This window comes from Bdellovibrio sp. MYbb2 (assembly GCF_056175685.1).
In genome coordinates, this window is record NZ_JBJKJI010000001.1 from 337,303 (window position 1) to 353,860 (window position 16,558).

A 16,558-nucleotide genomic window follows, 5' to 3' on the forward strand; every position below is an offset into this window, starting at 1 on the left:
CCCAAGGTAATCTTAGTAAGAACGGCGAGAGCCGCCGAAACCGCCGCCATTGCGACGAGGACCGCCACCAGAGCGTGGCTCTTGTGGTTTAGCTTCAGAAATATTCATTGCACGCCCTGCCAGATCCATACCGTTCAATTTCTCGATGGCAGCACGAGCTTCAGTTTCAGTGGACATTTCAACAAAAGCGAAACCTTTGCTGCGACCCGTTTCACGATCGGTGATCACGTTGACCGTATCAACAGTTCCGAATTCTGCAAAAACCTGATTAAGTTGATCTTGATCGACATTGAAAGAAAGATTGCCGACGTAAATTTTTTTTCCCATTTTTTGCCTCCGTTAAAAGCTTGGGGGCCATTCGCAGAAGACAAAAGGACATCTAATGAACTATGTGAACGACAGTGTGGGCTCAGTAGAACACACGCGAGTGGCTATAGATATAGCCAAATCCTTATATGAAGAAAGTATGTAATGTAAGAGCTCAAGTCGTTCACCGCCGAACTGACCCAGAAATCAGTCAAAATACAGCAGGCCGTTCATCGGGGCGAGTCAGAATTTATTTTCTCTTCGCAAATCCTGACTTCTTCGGTCCTGATGTTTTTTTGGGCGCTACAGTCTTCCCGGCAAAGGGATTGATTTTGCCACTCTTGCTTTTGGGCTTACCGGCAGGAGCTGAATTTCGGCGTGCAGACTCTCCGCCTTTGGCAGGCTTGTTTTTATCAAACTTTTTCGAACGATCAATGAAGGCAAATGTCGGATCGACTTTGATTTCCTGGGCACCCTGCAAGTAGCCTTTGATTTTGGTATACATGCGCGTGTCTGACGGCGTGACAAAGGTGATGGCTTCACCACCACGGCCCGCACGAGCGGTGCGCCCGATTCGGTGCAGGAAGTCCTCAGACTGGAAAGGCAGATCAAAATTCACCACGTGATCCACGTGCGGCACATCCAGGCCGCGCGCCAGAAGATCTGTTGCCACCACGATGCGGATTTCACCTTCACGGAAGCCACGAACCACACGGTTTCTTTGCCCTTGGGAAAGTCCGCCGTGAATCAGATCAGTCGAAAAACCGTATTCCTTCAGATAGTTCCCCACCGCTTCACAGTTTTCCTGATTGCCGGTGAAGACGATCACCCCGCCGCGAGTGGCGTTGAGTTCATCCAGCAAACGGTCATTTTTCATTGAGCGATCCAGGAACAGAACCTTTTGTTTCAGGCTTTCCACCGGCGCTTCGGCTTTTTCTGAACGCACCATCACCACATCAGGTTTCATGAACAGCTGGGCGATGGATTCAACATTAGAACCAAAGCTTGCCGAAAACATCATCGTCTGGCGCGGACCACGCAAAGTGCTTTGAATGGTACGAAGCTGCGGGGCAAAGCCCATGTCCAGCATACGGTCCGCTTCATCCAGCACAATCACTTCCACATTCTGCAATAACAGCTTGTTGCCGGAAAGGTGGTCATTCATGCGACCCGGTGTTGCGATGATCAGGCGTGGATTTTTTTTCAGCTGGTTGGCTTGTTTTGAACCCGTGGTGCCCCCGATGGCCAGGCACACCGACACCGGCATTTCTGCACAAAGCTCCAGAAAGACTTTGTAAATCTGCTGGGCCATTTCGCGGCTGGGCACCAGAATCAGACCGCGTGCCTCAGGTTTTCTCTGCAACGTGGTCAGCAACGACAAGGCAAAAGCCAAAGTCTTGCCACTGCCCGTCTGAGCAATAGCGATGATATCCGAACCATCAAGACTTGCCGGGATCGCCTGGCTTTGCACCGGCGTCGGTTTGGTGATTTTCATTTTGGTCAAAGCCGGCATCAACACGGATGCCAGGTTCATATCCTGAAAGCTATTGGCGCGAACGGGGGAATTATGCAGTTTCATAGGGCGCAGGTGTACCACAACCTGTTGAAAAGAGACAAAAAAAAGCGGCTTTAAGCCTTCGCCCAAAGCCGCTTTGCAATTATAACAGACCTGATTACTTCAAAGACGCCAAAGCCGCTTCGTAATTCGGCTCATTCACGATCTCGGACACCTGCTCAACATACAAAACCTTGTTGTCAGCAGAAAGAGTCACCACCGCACGGGAAAGAAGACCCGCCAAAGGGGAATCCGTGATCTGAACGCCCCAGTCCTTGCCGAAAGAGCTGCGGAAAGTGGAAACAGTCTCGCAGTTCTTGATGCCTTCAGCGCCGCAGAAACGGGCTTGAGCAAATGGAAGATCCGCAGAGATGTTCAGAACAACTGTGTTATCCAGATTGGAAGCTTCCTGATTGAAACGACGAACAGACGCCGCACAAGTGCCGGTGTCCACGCTTGGGAAGATGTTCAAAACTTTCTTTTTGCCTGCGAAGGTGTTCAAAGAGACTTCAGAAAGATCGTTGCGCACAAATTTGAAGTCTTTGGCGGCAGTGCCCGCTTCAGGAAGAGTGCCGGAAGTGTTAACGGGATTGCCCTTGAGTGTGATCGATGCCATGGATGCTCCTTTTGTTAAAGCGAACCCAGCATAGCACCGATCCGGTGAAGATCAAAACGATCTACTTGCAAATGGACAGATTCTGGCTCCAGCTGACGATGGACTTATAGCTGGTCTTGTCACCGGCGCGCAACACAGACCAGTAACGGGCGCCACCTTTCCAGGCACCGTCCACTTTGCCGGCAATACGTCCGTCGCGACCCACCCAGCGATCCAGAATTCTGATACCACAGCTCAGGTTTTGCAAAGGATCATGAAGATCTTTGGTGGACTTAAAGCCACAGCCATAAGCATTGCCTGATTCGATGGAAATCTGCAGCAGACCCCGGCTGATCACACGATTGCCGTTGCTGTCGTTGAAGTCCTCGGTGTAAGAGGTCTCGGTTTTAAAGTTACTCTCAAATCTGACCATGGATGACAGCACAAAAGCCCAATACTGCTTGCGCTGTGCATAGGACAAACCGAAATACTTCGGACAAAACAAGCTGCGGTCCGCCGGCATCACGTCCAGCAGATTCGGACCCAGTTTATCCAGCGCACTATAAACATGCGTGGACCAGGCCTTGCCATCAGCGACCTTGTCTTCCCAAAGAGGAATGACTTCGCGCAGATTATTATCCACCGAAGGAGGCGTCACCGGCGGAACCACTTCCGGCTCCACTGGATCCGGCGTCGTGGTGCCGGTATCGGTATCAGGAGTCGACGACGAGGAGTTTTCCGAAGAACCTACCGTCGAAGAGCTAGAGGATTTACAACCCGCCAGGATCTGAACAACAAGCAACAGGGCGACTACGAAGAATAGTTTGTGTTGAGGGGTGCTTTTCATTCTTAACCCATCGGCATAAATTTCCCTGTGCTTGACTGTGGCTCAAACTGTCGAAGTTTTTGTAATTTTCTGGGCCTTTTTCCGTAAACCGAAAATCATGGATTTCCTACACACCGAAGGCCTGTTCGAGGCAAAAAAGTGAACGGCTCTAGAGTCTGACCTTCCCTTTTGGCGACGAAGTCTTTACAACTGGGGGATGTCTGAACATTTCGAAAAACGTCGTCCGGTCTTTTTACAGCTTGGTTTCAACGAAGCCGCCCTGCCTCAGCTAAAGGCGTATCTGGATCTGTTGTGGTCCTCCAATGAAGAGCTGAATCTGATCAGTCGTAAAATGACCTACGAGGAATTGATCGACAATCACGTCATCGACTGCCTGTTGCCAATCAAGGACTTCCCAAAAGACATCAAAGTCGCTGCGGATTTTGGATCCGGCGGGGGTCTTCCGGGTGTGATCTATGCCATTCAGTTCCCGAACGTGGAATACCACCTGTTTGAAAAATCAAAACTGAAGCAGGAATTTTTAAATCGCTGCATAAGCATTGCGCCGAACCTGCGCATTCACGGCGAGATCCCGCCCAAGCTTGAAAAGATCGAAGTGGTTTCTTCCCGCGCCTTCAAGCCGGTGGATGTGATTCTGGAATTCAGCCGTGATTATTATAAAAAAGGCGGCAAGTACTTCCTGCTAAAAGGCCGCAAAGAAAAAATCGACGAAGAAGTCACTTTAGCCCGCAAGAAGTTCAAGGACCTGAAAGTCACTATCCAGCCCCTGAGCTCTCCGGTGCTGGAAGTGGAACGTCATCTGGTTCTGATTTAATTATTTTGGCCTTGTCACCACAAGGCCAATGCCTCCGGCGATCAAGCCCCAAAACGGCGAACCAATCCCCCACAACGTCACACCCGAAGCTGTCACCAGGAACGTGAGCAGTGCGGCCTCACGGCTCCAGTCCTCGCGCATGGCGGAAGCCAAACCGTTCGCAATCGTCGCAAACAAAGCAATGCCCGCCACCGACAAAACCAGCTCTTTCGGGAAGGCTGCAAACACCGCCATGATCGAGGCGGCAAAAAGTGAAATCAGCAGATAAAAAGCCCCCGCGGAAATAGAACTGATATAGCGCTTGGCGGGATCTTTATGGGCTTCCGGCCCGGCACAGATCGCCGCCGTGATCGCCGCAAAGTTCACCGAAAACGCCCCAAAGGGTGCCAGCAACATCGTGGCAAGCCCTGTTCCAGTGATCACCGGAGAAATCGGCGGCTGATAACCTGAAGCTTTTAACACCGCCACCCCGGTCAGATTCTGTGAAGCCATCGTCACCACAAACAGTGGCAATCCGATCCCGACCATCACCGGGAAAGAAAACGCAGGGATCACAAATTCAGGTTTGGCAAATTCAAGGTGCACGGAAGAAAAATCCAGCATCCCCTGCACTTGCGCCACCAGCACACCCGCCAACAACACAAACAATACGGAAAAGCGCGGACTGAATCGGCGGGCGGCAAAATAAACCGCCAGCATGATCAGCACCAGCACTGGTTGTGCTTTCAAAGAATGAAACACATCCATCCCAAAACGCACCAATACTCCGGCAAGCATGGCCGACGCCAACGCCACCGGGATACGGTTGGCCACGCGGGCAAAAATACCCGTGACCCCGGATAGCACAATCAGCACACCACAGAAAACAAAAGCTCCGATCACTTCCGGCATCGGAATGGGCGCTGCAAAACTTGCCACCAACAAAGCGGTGCCGGGTGTGGACCACGCGGCAAGAATCGGCATCTTGTAATGCCACGAGAAAAGAATGGAAACCAACCCCGCCCCGACACAAACGGCAAAGACCCAGGAGCTGGCCTGAGACGGCGTGGCACCCGCAGCTTGGGCCGCTTGAAAAAGAAGGGCCACGGAGCTTGCAAAGCCCACCAGCACCGCCACGATGCCTGTCGCCACACTGGGAAGAACAGAAGTCACTGATTTCATGCCTGAACGCTACCACGCAGTTTGCTGTTCAACAAGGAGGGGGAATTTAATTTGTCCCCGCCGAACCTTGTGAAAGACGATAACAAGCTCATCCGCAAGAAGGAGTTTGCCATGTTGAAAGTGACCGCTGAACACCCCGAATTCAAATACATAGAAATCCTGGTCGACGGGGATATTAGTAAGGATTCCGTCGTACCCCTTCTGAATCTGATACAAAAACGTATTGATGACTGGGGTGAAGTCAGTGTTCTGGAAGAAGTGCGTGATATCGGCAAGATCGAACTTGCGGCCTTCTGGAAAGACCTTCGTTTCGGGATAAAAAATCTCAAGAAAATCCCAAAAGCTGCTATAGTGACAGACATCCACTGGGTGAAAAACGTCAGTAATTTCTTTGATCCGATTGTGGGCACTGACATTGAAGTTTTCACCCGTAAAGAGCTGGATCAGGCCCGCGCCTGGCTGGCGGAAAAGGAACCGGATGAAGCAACGATCAATAAAACAAGTGGCCTCCGCAATCCGTGAGGATATTGACGATCTTGTCACCCGACGCGCACTTCCCACCAATCAGGTGCGCATCGTGGATCCGTTTTTGTTTTTGAATCATCACGGTCCGCAGACTTACCCCTCCCCGAATCATGGATTGCCCTTCGGCCCGCATCCGCACCGCGGCTTTGAAACGGTGACCTTTATCCTTGAAGGCGACATCGCCCACCGTGACAGCGGCGGGCACGAAAGCGTGATCAACGCCGGTGGCGTGCAATGGATGACAGCCGGAGACGGACTGATCCATGAAGAAGTGTCCTCTGCCGAGTTCATGAAAAATGGCGGCCCGCTGGAGATTCTTCAGTTGTGGGTGAATCTTCCCGCGAAACTTAAACGCACCAAACCCAACTACAAAGGTTTGCAAGCCCCGGACATTCCAAAGATCAAAACCGACGACGGTAAAGTGACCGTCGAAGTGATTTCTGGCAGCTGGCTGGGGGAAAACGGCGCATTCAATCCTTTGGTGGATATTCAGTGCCAGGTGCTTCACCTGAAATCATCCGCCCAATTGGACCTGAGCGCTTCAGCCCCGCGAAATGTTTTCTTTTATGTTGTGCGTGGAACTGTGACCGTCAACGGACAGACCGCCGAAAGATTTCAGTTGGTTGAGTTTAACAACGACGGTGACACCCTGAGGGTGAATGCGGAAGAAGATGCTGTGATTCTTTTTGCTCATGCTGATCCTTTCAATGAACCCGTGATTTCCCACGGGCCGTTTGTGATGAACACCAAAGCAGAAATCATTGAGGCCATTGAAGACTATCAGGCCGGAAAATTCGGCTAAAGACTGAGGTTCATACCCCCGTCATCCATTCTTTCAGGACGGCTCCAGTAATGATACTGGGGCGTCCATTCATCCATCCCGATACCGGCAAGGCTAAGCAGACTCCACACCGGGCAGAAGGTGTCCCCTGGGCCCACGACAGTGCTGTTCTTTTTAAAGATGCGCTCTCCGCGCCGTTCATAGTACACCAACCCCGGCATATTGTTTTTTCCCGGCACTACACTCTGTTCGCGGATATAAAGGCCGCCCCCGTGAGACACCATATTAAATCTCCAGCCACGGTCATTAGCGAAACGCCGCTGCACTTCGGGTGAATCCTTTGAAAACATCACCACGGTGAATTGATCTTCCAGGGCCGGCAAGAAAGCATTATAACCATCCGCCCACAACGTGCAGGAACGGCAGCCCTGCCCCATATTGTGAATGGCCAGCAGCCGGTCCTTGCCATCAAAGAGATCGCGCAAGGTGACTTCGCCATAAAGGTTTTTGAAGATGTAGTTTTTTACTTCCAGCGGAGGATTGTCTTTTCTTAAAAGTTCCAGCCGACGCTGCAGACGATAGATATCATTTTCAAGTTTTTGGATTTCGCCCAGAGGATTTTCATTCAACATAAACGCCCCCTGTTCTTATTCTAATTTCAGCGAAGGCCTTTGTCCGGATGTTTTCTGTCAGGGGTTTCCGCAATATCAGGCACTAATCATGTCAATTTGCTGCCCAGAATCCGCACGATCTGCAAAAGATTCTCGGGGACCTCTTGGCGGTCTTCCACGCTCCAAGCGGCTGACAGCATTGAATAACAAAATGCCCAGCCCAGAATCCGATACGGATCCATCGCAAGTTCCCGATAAAGAATGTCCAGTCGCTGATCCAGAATCTTTTCCAGAGGCTGCTCCGAAGGATAATAATCCAGAGGATTTGAAATCATCGCCCCGACTTCAAAGGCCGGATCGCCTACATAACCATGTGGATCAATGATCTTCCAGCCATCAACAGAAGCCAGAATATTGTCATGATGAAGATCCCCGTGCAAAAGAACATCCCGTGGGGATGTCATGCAAAGTTCATCATAAAGAACCGCCACCAGCAGGACCAATTCAGAAGGAAGCTTTCCGTGCAACAGTGATAGCGACGGCAGAAAATCACGCACATGCTTGTAAGGCAGTGGTCCCGCCGGGCGCTCTTTTCCCAACGACCGGATCATTTCTGCAATCACCGCGGTGGCTTCAGCATCCTTGCCTTGTTTCACCAGTGACTTTAAAGAATTCCCGGGCGAAACCATCTGCATCATAAAGGCCCGCTGATCAGCTTGTACTGCCAAAACCGCGGGAGTGACTTCGGGATAATATTTCAGCCATTGCAGTTCTTTATCCAGAATCCCATCCGGACATAGAACTTTGAGGACCACAGGTTTTTTATCGGCATTGGTACGCGCGTATCCGACAAAGTTATAGGACAGATCTTCGGCACGCCCGGTGATCGTCAGATCCCAACGCTGACAAAGACCCCGCAACAATGAGGGAAGACTTTGCAGCCATTCTTCGCCAGCAATGCCAAAAGTATCGCGGATGTTGTTCACAAACGGAGCGGGAAAATTCATACTCTTGACTGTGGCACAGCGCTTCGGAAAAAGTAAGCAGGTACCTTTTGGACCTTGATCCAGATTGGTTGGGGGACTTTTGACTTAAGACAGGAACGCGCCCAGCCTGAATTCATGCTAGAAATGATTCTGTCTTTATTTCTGATGACGAAAGCCGCTCCTGCAAGCAATTACGCGAGTGTGACTGACACTCTTCGCCGCATTGTTCAGGAAAATCCCACCAACGCTCAATGGATCGATATCGGTCCGTCTGATTCCGGCCAGATGATCTCGGGTCTTAAAATCGGAAACGGTGAAATTGCTGATCTGATTGTTGCCACTCACCACGGCAATGAATACGGCTCCACCGCCGTAGCCCTGGGTGCTGCAGAAGCTTTTGCCAGAAATCCAATTCCAGGTCACACCGTGTACGTGATTCCGGTACTGAATATCTCCGGATACAATTCGCGCAACCGCTATGAGCGTACTTCCGCGGGGTCTGTCGATCCAAACCGCGATTACCCGGGGCCGTGTGTGAGCGGAACTTCTCACCGTTCCAAGGCCACCAAAGCTTTGGCGGAATTCCTGGAAGACGCCAAGATCGTAAGTTCTGCCACCTTGCACACCCACTGGCCGGCCGTTCTGTATCCCTGGGGCTTTTCTACCCGTGACACCAAAACTGAATACGACAGCACCTTCATCGGTCTTTCAAAAGATGCGGTGGTGGAAAGCGGTTATGAAGTCGGAAACTCCAAAGAACTTCTTTACGCCGCCGACGGTGCCTTTGAAGACTATGCTTACTGGAAACACGGCGTGTGGTCTTTGCTCTTTGAAATGGGCACGACTCATTCCCCGTCCCAGAATCAGATGAAACAAATGATTGAAGTGAATGTGCCGGGTCTGCGCCGCTTCTTTGAAAACGCGCCGAAACAGCGCGCTGTGAATCACGCCTTCACTGGCAAATGCGACAAGAGCTCCCGTCAAAGAGAGCACCTGGAATAGTCTTGTCTAACGGGCCGTCAGCACAATCTTTCCGGTGTGCTGACTGGCTTCCATCATCGCGTGGGCCTCAGCGGCCTGTTCCAGTTTCAAGACTTTATAAATCACAGGGCGCATTTGATTTTTATTCAACAGCGGCCAGATATTCTGCGACAACGCCGCGGCAATGCGGGACTTTTCCGCCACCGGACGTGCGCGCAGGGTTGAACCCGTCAAAGTCAGACGCTTAAACATCACCTTGCGCAAATCAAGTTCCACCTTCGCCCCTTGCATGGTTGCGATCTGAACCAGACGCCCCTGCACAGCCAACGCTTCAATGTTTCGAGTGAAGTAATCACCACCCACCATATCCAGAATCACATCCACACCCTTGTCCGCCGTAAGTGATTTCACCACGCTGACAAAATCCTCTTCCTTATAAAGGATTACACGCTCGGCCCCCAGCTCCTGACAGATCTGCACGGATTCTTTTTTTCCCACAGTGGTAAAGACCCTTACCCCCATGGAGGACGCCATTTGAATGGCCGTGGTGCCGATGCCGCCGGCGCCTCCGTGAATCAGAACGCTTTCGCCTTTTTGCAGGCGACCGCTTTCAAACAGGTTCGTCCAGACAGTGAAGAAGGTTTCCGGCAAAGCGGCGGCCTCAATCAGACTCATGCCTTCCGGAATCGGCAAACACTGTCCTTCCGGAGCCGCCACGTATTCCGCGTAACCGCCCCCGGTCACCAACGCACACACCATGTCGCCCGTTTTCCAGCGAGTGACATCCGCTCCGACTGCGATGATTTTACCCGCAACTTCAAGCCCCGGAATATCCGAAGCCCCCGCGGGCGGAGGATAGCTTCCCTGCCTTTGCGCGCAGTCCGGGCGATTTACGCCGCTTGCGTGAATTTCAATCAACACCTCGGTGGCGGAGGGTTCAGGCTTTGAACGCTCGCGCACTTGTAAAACTTCAGGTCCGCCGGGTTGGGTGATTTCAATTACACGCATCAGTGACTCCTTCTGGGATTCATTCAAAATGCGCCGCAGATATTCCGCCGTCAAGACTTTGAAACTGGGCCATAGGCCAGTTGCCGGGCGTTAAGCCCGAAGGCCTGAAACACGATAAGATTTATATGAGAATCTGGCTTCTGGGTTTAATCATCACAAGTGCTGTCACCGCGAAAGCTGACGAAAGCTCCGTCTACAACTGCCGATTCGACGGCGAGTACGGAAACTTTTCCTCCATTCGCATGAAGAAGTATTTTGATCCTGAGGAAAACATGCAGATGGGCAAAATCGATCTGCTGCAAAACCTGGTGGTGGTGGAAAGCACCCCCGCCCGCGTTTATCAGATTCCGCTTTTGGACAACCAAACTTATGTGCAAATGTGGAACTCGAAAGACGTTCGCGTCGATGCGCAGCTTTCCTATTCGCAAGGTGGCCGTGAATTCAAAGCCACCTATACCAAGAACGAAGAAAAGAAAGCTCTCGTGTGCCGAGAGCTTAAAGATTAAAGATCAAAATTTCCTGAAGCTTCCGGCTGGTAAGTCACCGCCTGAACTTTCAGTTTTTTGCTTTGTCCATTTGGAAGCTTCCAGTTGATCTCCTGCCCCACACTCAAGCCCAAAAGCGCAATACCCACCGGCGCCAGAATCGACAGACGGCCTTCTTCCAGTTTGGCATCCTGCGGATACACCAATGTCATTTCACTTTCCTGACCGGAAACTTCATCCAGAAATTGCACGCGGGAATTCATCGTCACCACGGTTTTAGGGATTTCTTTTTGAGCGATCACGTTGGCACGGCTCAGTTCTTCTTCCAATGCTTCGGCAAAAGGGCCTTCCACCTGGGAAACCAATGCAGACAGACGATGGAAATCCTGATCAGTGACTAAAATACGAGGCTCAGTGCTGTTGTTGTTGTTCATAACTCCTCCTAAAGGAATAAGAGCGTTTGTTTTAAGTTGATTTGAATTTCGAAAAAGTACGGGGAACTAAAAAGGTAAAACTAGGCCTTCAGCAGAATTTCTCTGCTGCAACAGAATCTTAGAATAAGATTTGCGAATGTTGCGCGGCTCATTGGGTCATTAAACCCCACTCGGCCTCTTTTTTCAAGGTCGAGTGCGAAAAGACCGTAAGTCACTGATTACTTTGCGGGTTCTTGAACTTGCTGACTGATCTCCAGCAGGATTTTCCGGGCCTGTTCATAGTCTTTGTCCGAGCTATCCTTGAATCCCTCCAGATGATAGAGGTTTTTCAGCGCCTTGGCCCCATCCGGAGTGGACGAGAAGCTTTTCAGCGCCGCGATCAAACGGGCCCCGATCTCGGCCGGAAAGTCTTTGCGAAAGACCACTGGATCACTGGGAATGGAGTCGGTCTTTTGAATAATACGCACTTTTTCATAAACATCCGGGAACTGCGCTTTCACCAGTCGGCGCGCATCCTGAAGAACACCGTCTTCAGAAGGAGTGTGATAAGTCGCCCCGGCATCCACCCGGCCCTGATAAACCATCGTCACCACGCTGTCGTGTTTGCCGGCAAAAACCGTGTCACCCAATTTGATGTTGTGATCTTTAAAAAGCTTCGCCGGCAGAACGTAGCCTGAAGTTGAAGCGGGATCGACATACGCAAACTTCTTGCCCTGCAGATCATTCAAAGATTTGATTTTCGGATCGGCGGTGATGATCTGACCCCAGTATTCCGAAATACCACGGTTCACTCCAATCAATTTTGCCTGCGCACCGTACTTGTCGTGAGCCAGCACATAACCAAAAGTGTTTAAGATCGCCACATCCACTCGTTGCGAACCGATGGCCTCCACGACCGCCACGTAACTGACCGGCACCTGCATGCGCACGTGCAGTCCGGATTTTTCCAGAATCCACTTTTCCAGCAGCTTTCCATTCTCCATAAGCACGGCGGAATCCTGGCCCGGAACCAGTGCAAACTGAATTGGCTTTTCGCGGCTTCCCAATTCCTTTTGTGACGTGCATGTAATCAAAAGAAACGGGAAAAGGACGACAAGAAAAAACTTCAACAAGGTGCTTCTCCTAACAGATTTCTCATCGAATTTACTCTTGGTATTAAATGTATGCAATAAACACTGTCATAAACTAATATGGATTGTAAACATGAGCTGTTTTCGAGGATAAGGAGGGCATGGAAATGTCTAAGGTGAAGGTTGAAATCGATGCTGATCTACAAGATCTGATTCCTCAGTTTATTGAGAATCGGAAGAAGGACATTGAGTCCCTTAGCGCCCTCGTGGAGAAAAATGATCTCCAGTCCATCGCGCAAATGGCTCACAAAATTAAAGGTGCCGCTGCTGGCTACGGCTTTGCCGAACTCAGCGACCTTGCAGCTCAAATGGAAGTTGCCGCAAAGAAAAACGATGCAGCTCCATTGCCTGACCTTGTGAAGAAAATGCGCATTCACTTTCTGAATATCGAGATCCATTACGTCCCGATGTAGGAGCCTATGAACCACAAGAACCGCTTGTTTCTTTTTACCTCAGTTCTGGTACTGGGCACTTTGCTCATTGCCGGAACAGTCGGTTACAAGATGGGCAGTTCTTCGCTGGAACAAAGCACCCGCGAACGCCTGGTGCAGATTCGCGACTTCAAATCAGACGAAATTCAAAAAGAATTTGCCTATCTGAAGAATGCCCTGGTGCTGACTTCGGAATATACTCCGATCCTGCAGTTCCTGCGCCGTTATCCCCAAGAATACCAGCAGATGCAGAACTGGCTTCGCGCTAACGGAAAGCCCACGGCCTGGCGCAAAGAGATGGAAGAACGCAATCCCTCTCAGATTTCTGACTATCCCCGAATTCTGGAACAGTTCACGGCCCTGCCCCTGTTTTTACAATATCAGTTTCAACAAAGTGCTCGCACCCAAAGCCGCCCCCTGCCTCAGCTGGCATCGGTCAACGGGTTTTCAGACCTGAACTATTTCCGCAGCTATGAAGGTCTTCATTCCAAACTTTTTGATGTCCTGGAACGATCCCAACTGAGCGACGTTCTGCTGATTGAGCCCAACGGCACCGTGGCTTATTCAGCAGCCAAGTCCCTGGCACTGGGGGACAATCTAATTTCCGGCCCGCTTTCAAATTCCCGTCTGGCGCAAGCTTATCGCTGGTCCCTGAACGCGCCCAAGGGCGCCAGCAAGTATTTTGATTTCACCCCGATCAGTCATTTCTGGCACACGCCTGCTGCGTTCCTGACGATGCCCCTTTTTGATCAGACCAATTTTGTCGGGACTCTGGTGTTTCAGCTTTCTTTGGAACGCATTGATCAGATCTTAAGCCACAACCGCAAATGGAAAGAGCTGGGACTGGGCATGACCGGCGAAATCGTCGCTTTCGGCACGGACGGTTTTGTGCGCAACAACCCGCGCTTGTATTTGGAAAGTCCTGATCAATTCCTTCAAAAGGTGCGTCAGCAAGAGGATTCTCGGGCCGCTCTGGAAAGCATCGAACGATCCCGCTCGGCTTCGTTGTCTTTGATTCTTCCGCCCAATCAAGTTCGCCGCTATATGGAACGAGGCGTGGCCTTTGATTCCAGCGAAGACTATATGGGCACCCGCAGCCTGCAGTCCGCGGGCCGCGTGAATGTTGCCGACAACACGGACTGGATCATCATCAGCAAAATGGATCTGAATGAAAGCCTGGCGCCACTTTCTTACAAGCTGCCATGGTTCTTTATCGGCGGCTTCCTGCTGTGGAGTTTAGCCCTGGCCGGAGCCTGGTTGGTTTATCGCCGCATGTTCTTCCCTTCCCAGGTTCTGGCTGACGGCATGGACAAACTGAAGTCCCACAACTTCAGCGAAGTCATGCCCACACCGGAAGAGGAAGAATACAAAGAGCTTTACCAAAAGTTCGACGAGGTTCGCGAAGACTTCCGCAAAACCAAGGCCGCCCGCGACTTCCTGGAAAACGTAGTCTATTCTTTGAACGAGGTTTTTTTCATTGTCGAAGTGGAGGACGTTGAAGACAGTCTGCGCAAGAACTTCCGCGTGCGTGGATTCAATCCCACCGCACAGTCTTTGACTGGCGCCCCGGCCCACACCCTGAAAAGCAGCGATTTAAGCCTGTGGCTTGAAACCGACTATTCCGTGATTGAAAACTCATTGCGGGAGCGCGATGCCAACAAATCCACCCACACGGCCGAGGCTTCTTTAAAGAAAATCACCGGTGAACGCGTGCCGCTGGAAGTTTCCTGGGCACGAGTGAACACGGAAAGCAAAGACAAGGTCCTGCTGGCCATGATGGGCACCGACATGCGCTGGAAAAAGGAAATTGAAAAAGAACTGAAGCTGAAGGAAGACCTGCTGAAAGAATCCCAGTCCCTTTCCCGAACCGGTTCATTCCGCTGGGACATCCGCACCGGCAAATGCCTGTGGTCAGAAGAGGAATTCCACCTGCTGGGTTTAACTCCGGACAACGTGGTTCCCAGCTATGATTTGTTCCGGTCTTTGATTTTGTCCGAGGATCTGCCGGTCTTTGATAAGGCACTGGCTGAGGCGCACAAGAACATCGCCCCTTTCCATGTGGACCTGCGCATGAAAAAGCAGGACTCCAATGACCTGATCTGGGTGCGCTGTCAGGGCCGTACCGAATACGATGATTATGGCAATGCCCTGTTCATGTACGTGACCACTCAGGACATCACCGAGCTTCGCCGGGTCGAACAATCCCTGATCACCACCAAGAACGAAGCGCTGAAGGCTTCTCAGGCCAAGTCTGAATTCCTGGCTCAGATGAGTCACGAAATCCGCACACCAATGAACGCAATTATGGGGATGGCGGAACTTTTGAAAGAGACACGGCTTGATGCCGATCAAAAGTACTATGTGACGATCTTCTGCAAAGCCGGTGAAGTTCTGATGTCTTTGATTAATGATATTCTGGATCTTTCCAAAATCGAAGCCGGTGAAGTCTCTATCGAAAACATTCCGTTTGAGATGACCAAGCTGATTGCTGACGTTGAGGATATGATGAAACCCCGCGCCCTTGAAAAGGGTCTGAACTGCATTTGCGAAATTGCTCCGGGAGTTTCGCCTCACCTGATGGGCGATCCGACGAAACTTCGTCAGGTGCTGATCAATCTGATCGGGAATTCGATCAAATTCACCCACAAGGGCCAGGTGCGTCTGGTCATTGGTAAAAATCCGTCCAAAAAAGACACCCTGCTTATCAGTGTTACCGATACGGGCATTGGTATTCCCGATGATCGCCAGCACATGATCTTCCAGAAGTTTTCTCAAGCCGACAACTCCGTCACCCGAAAGTATGGCGGCACAGGTCTGGGTCTTGCGATCTCCAAGAGCCTGGTGGAACTGATGGGTGGCCAGATCTGGTTTAAGAGCCGCCCGGGCACTGGAACGACCTTCTTCTTCACGATTCCGTATCGCGAACAGATCTATAATCCGGTAAACTATATGCCGGTGCCAATGCGCACCCCTGAGCTGGATTTTGTAAGTCCGAAGCCGCGTGATCCAAACCATAAGGTGAAGATCCTGATTGCCGATGACACCGAGGACAATCGCACCCTGTTCACTCACTATCTTAAGAACGAACCGTTTGAAATAATTGAAGCAGAGAATGGACTTCAAGCCATAGATCAGATAAAGTCAGGTGAGTTTGACATCGTCTTTATGGACGTGCAAATGCCTGAAATGGATGGCTATGCAGCCACCGATCGCATCCGTGAATGGGAAAAGGAAAGTCACAAGCCTCCGGTTCCTATCATCGCCTTGACGGCGCATGCTTTGGCGGAAGATCGACAAAAATCCTTACGGGCCGGCTGCAACGATCACATCGCCAAGCCGTTTAAGAAGGACACCCTGTTGGGAGTCATTAACAAATACTCTCTGTAGGAGAACCAAGGATGGCTGCGCCACAAGAAGAGAAAAGCCGATTGCTCATCGTCGAGGACGACTCTGATATCCGTGAGCTGTTGAAGCATTTCCTCAAAGAATTTGTGGATGAAATCGTGGAAGCCGAGGACGGCTCTGCCGCTCTTCAGTTCGTCAAAGCCCAGGAATTCGACACCATCTTGTCTGATATTGAAATGCCCCATATGAACGGTCTTAAGTTTTTGGCTTATGTGCGCTCTTTGGGTCAGATGACTCCGTTTGTGGTGCTGACTGCTCACGGTGATCATTCCCGCGCCCTGGAAGCTCTTTCTTTAGGCGCCTTTGACTTCATCACCAAGGATTCCAAACGCAAAGTCGTGATCGAAAGCGTCTGTGCGGCTTTGAAGTTCGGCCGTGAGATGAAGTCCTCCAAAAACGATGCTGTGAGATCCTCTCACCTTCGAAAAATCTATGCGGATATGTCCAAGTCTTCCGAAATGAGACTGCGTAAGATTATCGAGGAAATGTCGTCCTAAGATTTG

18 protein-coding genes are annotated in these 16,558 nt (G+C 50.9%); 8 read left to right on the forward strand and 10 right to left on the reverse strand.

The window, feature by feature from the left end:
- Positions 1-12: 12 nt before the first annotated feature.
- From AC04MQ_RS01660 to AC04MQ_RS01675, 4 genes are all read right to left on the reverse strand, one after another.
- Positions 13-327, reverse strand: coding sequence for an RNA recognition motif domain-containing protein (locus tag AC04MQ_RS01660; protein ID WP_015089507.1), 315 nt, complete (start codon positions 325-327; stop codon positions 13-15).
- A gap of 229 nt (positions 328-556) precedes the next feature.
- A complete protein-coding gene (locus tag AC04MQ_RS01665; protein ID WP_015089506.1) occupies positions 557-1,885 on the reverse strand; it encodes a DEAD/DEAH box helicase in 1,329 nt (442 codons plus the stop codon).
- Between the two features lie 94 nt (positions 1,886-1,979).
- A complete protein-coding gene (gene tpx, locus AC04MQ_RS01670) occupies positions 1,980-2,477 on the reverse strand; it encodes a thiol peroxidase (RefSeq protein WP_015089505.1) in 498 nt (165 codons plus the stop codon).
- Positions 2,478-2,538: 61 nt separating this feature from the next.
- Entirely contained in the window at positions 2,539-3,303 is a 765-nt protein-coding gene (locus tag AC04MQ_RS01675) for a hypothetical protein (RefSeq protein ID WP_080602313.1), read from the reverse strand.
- A 196-nt stretch (positions 3,304-3,499) separates the two neighbouring features.
- Here AC04MQ_RS01675 and AC04MQ_RS01680 point away from each other — a divergent pair, with 196 nt between their 5' ends.
- On the forward strand, positions 3,500-4,117 hold the full coding sequence (locus AC04MQ_RS01680) for a 16S rRNA (guanine(527)-N(7))-methyltransferase RsmG (protein ID WP_015089502.1): 618 nt from the start codon (positions 3,500-3,502) through the stop codon (positions 4,115-4,117).
- On the opposite strand, the gene AC04MQ_RS01685 is transcribed toward AC04MQ_RS01680, so the two are convergent.
- On the reverse strand, positions 4,118-5,278 hold the full coding sequence (locus AC04MQ_RS01685; protein WP_015089501.1) for a benzoate/H(+) symporter BenE family transporter: 1,161 nt from the start codon (positions 5,276-5,278) through the stop codon (positions 4,118-4,120). It lies immediately after the preceding gene.
- Positions 5,279-5,389: 111 nt separating this feature from the next.
- Between AC04MQ_RS01685 and AC04MQ_RS01690 the strand changes: the two genes are divergently transcribed.
- Both AC04MQ_RS01690 and AC04MQ_RS01695 read left to right on the forward strand, forming a co-directional pair.
- Positions 5,390-5,800 (forward strand): SpoIIAA family protein, encoded by a 411-nt coding sequence (locus AC04MQ_RS01690; protein ID WP_235046225.1) that lies wholly within the window; start codon positions 5,390-5,392, stop codon positions 5,798-5,800.
- Complete coding sequence (locus AC04MQ_RS01695; protein ID WP_235046224.1) at positions 5,757-6,605, forward strand: pirin family protein; 849 nt, start codon at positions 5,757-5,759, stop codon at positions 6,603-6,605. The genes AC04MQ_RS01690 and AC04MQ_RS01695 overlap by 44 nt, the downstream gene beginning before the upstream one ends.
- Here the strand turns inward: AC04MQ_RS01695 and AC04MQ_RS01700 are convergent.
- Both AC04MQ_RS01700 and AC04MQ_RS01705 read right to left on the reverse strand, forming a co-directional pair.
- Positions 6,602-7,216, reverse strand: coding sequence for a DUF899 family protein (locus AC04MQ_RS01700; protein WP_015089498.1), 615 nt, complete (start codon positions 7,214-7,216; stop codon positions 6,602-6,604). The two genes, AC04MQ_RS01695 and AC04MQ_RS01700, sit on opposite strands and share 4 nt — an antisense overlap.
- 86 nt (positions 7,217-7,302) lie before the next feature.
- Positions 7,303-8,202, reverse strand: coding sequence for an aminoglycoside phosphotransferase family protein (locus AC04MQ_RS01705; RefSeq protein WP_015089497.1), 900 nt, complete (start codon positions 8,200-8,202; stop codon positions 7,303-7,305).
- Positions 8,203-8,316: 114 nt separating this feature from the next.
- Here AC04MQ_RS01705 and AC04MQ_RS01710 point away from each other — a divergent pair, with 114 nt between their 5' ends.
- Complete coding sequence (locus AC04MQ_RS01710; RefSeq protein WP_475390777.1) at positions 8,317-9,183, forward strand: M14 family metallopeptidase; 867 nt, start codon at positions 8,317-8,319, stop codon at positions 9,181-9,183.
- 6 nt (positions 9,184-9,189) lie between these two features.
- Here the strand turns inward: AC04MQ_RS01710 and AC04MQ_RS01715 are convergent, their stop codons facing one another.
- The gene (locus tag AC04MQ_RS01715; RefSeq protein ID WP_041576827.1) at positions 9,190-10,170 is read right to left on the reverse strand and encodes an NAD(P)H-quinone oxidoreductase; all 981 of its coding nucleotides are present in this window, start codon (positions 10,168-10,170) and stop codon (positions 9,190-9,192) included.
- Positions 10,171-10,295: 125 nt separating this feature from the next.
- Between AC04MQ_RS01715 and AC04MQ_RS01720 the strand changes: the two genes are divergently transcribed.
- The gene (locus AC04MQ_RS01720; RefSeq protein WP_475390779.1) at positions 10,296-10,676 is read left to right on the forward strand and encodes a cell wall hydrolase; all 381 of its coding nucleotides are present in this window, start codon (positions 10,296-10,298) and stop codon (positions 10,674-10,676) included.
- On the opposite strand, the gene rnk is transcribed toward AC04MQ_RS01720, so the two are convergent.
- Together rnk and AC04MQ_RS01730 are read right to left on the reverse strand one after the other, a co-directional pair.
- Positions 10,673-11,089 (reverse strand): nucleoside diphosphate kinase regulator, encoded by a 417-nt coding sequence (gene rnk / locus AC04MQ_RS01725; protein WP_015089493.1) that lies wholly within the window; start codon positions 11,087-11,089, stop codon positions 10,673-10,675. The two genes, AC04MQ_RS01720 and rnk, sit on opposite strands and share 4 nt — an antisense overlap.
- Positions 11,090-11,307: 218 nt before the next feature.
- Positions 11,308-12,201: a phosphate/phosphite/phosphonate ABC transporter substrate-binding protein gene (locus AC04MQ_RS01730; RefSeq protein ID WP_475390781.1), complete on the reverse strand. Its 894-nt coding sequence runs from the start codon at positions 12,199-12,201 to the stop codon at positions 11,308-11,310.
- A gap of 125 nt (positions 12,202-12,326) precedes the next feature.
- Between AC04MQ_RS01730 and AC04MQ_RS01735 the strand changes: the two genes are divergently transcribed.
- From AC04MQ_RS01735 to AC04MQ_RS01745, 3 genes are read left to right on the forward strand one after another with little or no spacing between them, the layout of a single operon-like run.
- The gene (locus AC04MQ_RS01735; protein WP_235046223.1) at positions 12,327-12,632 is read left to right on the forward strand and encodes an Hpt domain-containing protein; all 306 of its coding nucleotides are present in this window, start codon (positions 12,327-12,329) and stop codon (positions 12,630-12,632) included.
- A 6-nt stretch (positions 12,633-12,638) separates the two neighbouring features.
- Positions 12,639-16,037: an ATP-binding protein gene (locus AC04MQ_RS01740; protein ID WP_475390784.1), complete on the forward strand. Its 3,399-nt coding sequence runs from the start codon at positions 12,639-12,641 to the stop codon at positions 16,035-16,037.
- A gap of 11 nt (positions 16,038-16,048) precedes the next feature.
- Positions 16,049-16,552 carry a response regulator gene (locus AC04MQ_RS01745; RefSeq protein ID WP_011162897.1) on the forward strand — a complete coding sequence of 168 codons (504 nt, stop codon included), beginning with the start codon at positions 16,049-16,051 and terminating at the stop codon, positions 16,550-16,552.
- The last annotated feature ends 6 nt before the right edge of the window (positions 16,553-16,558 follow it).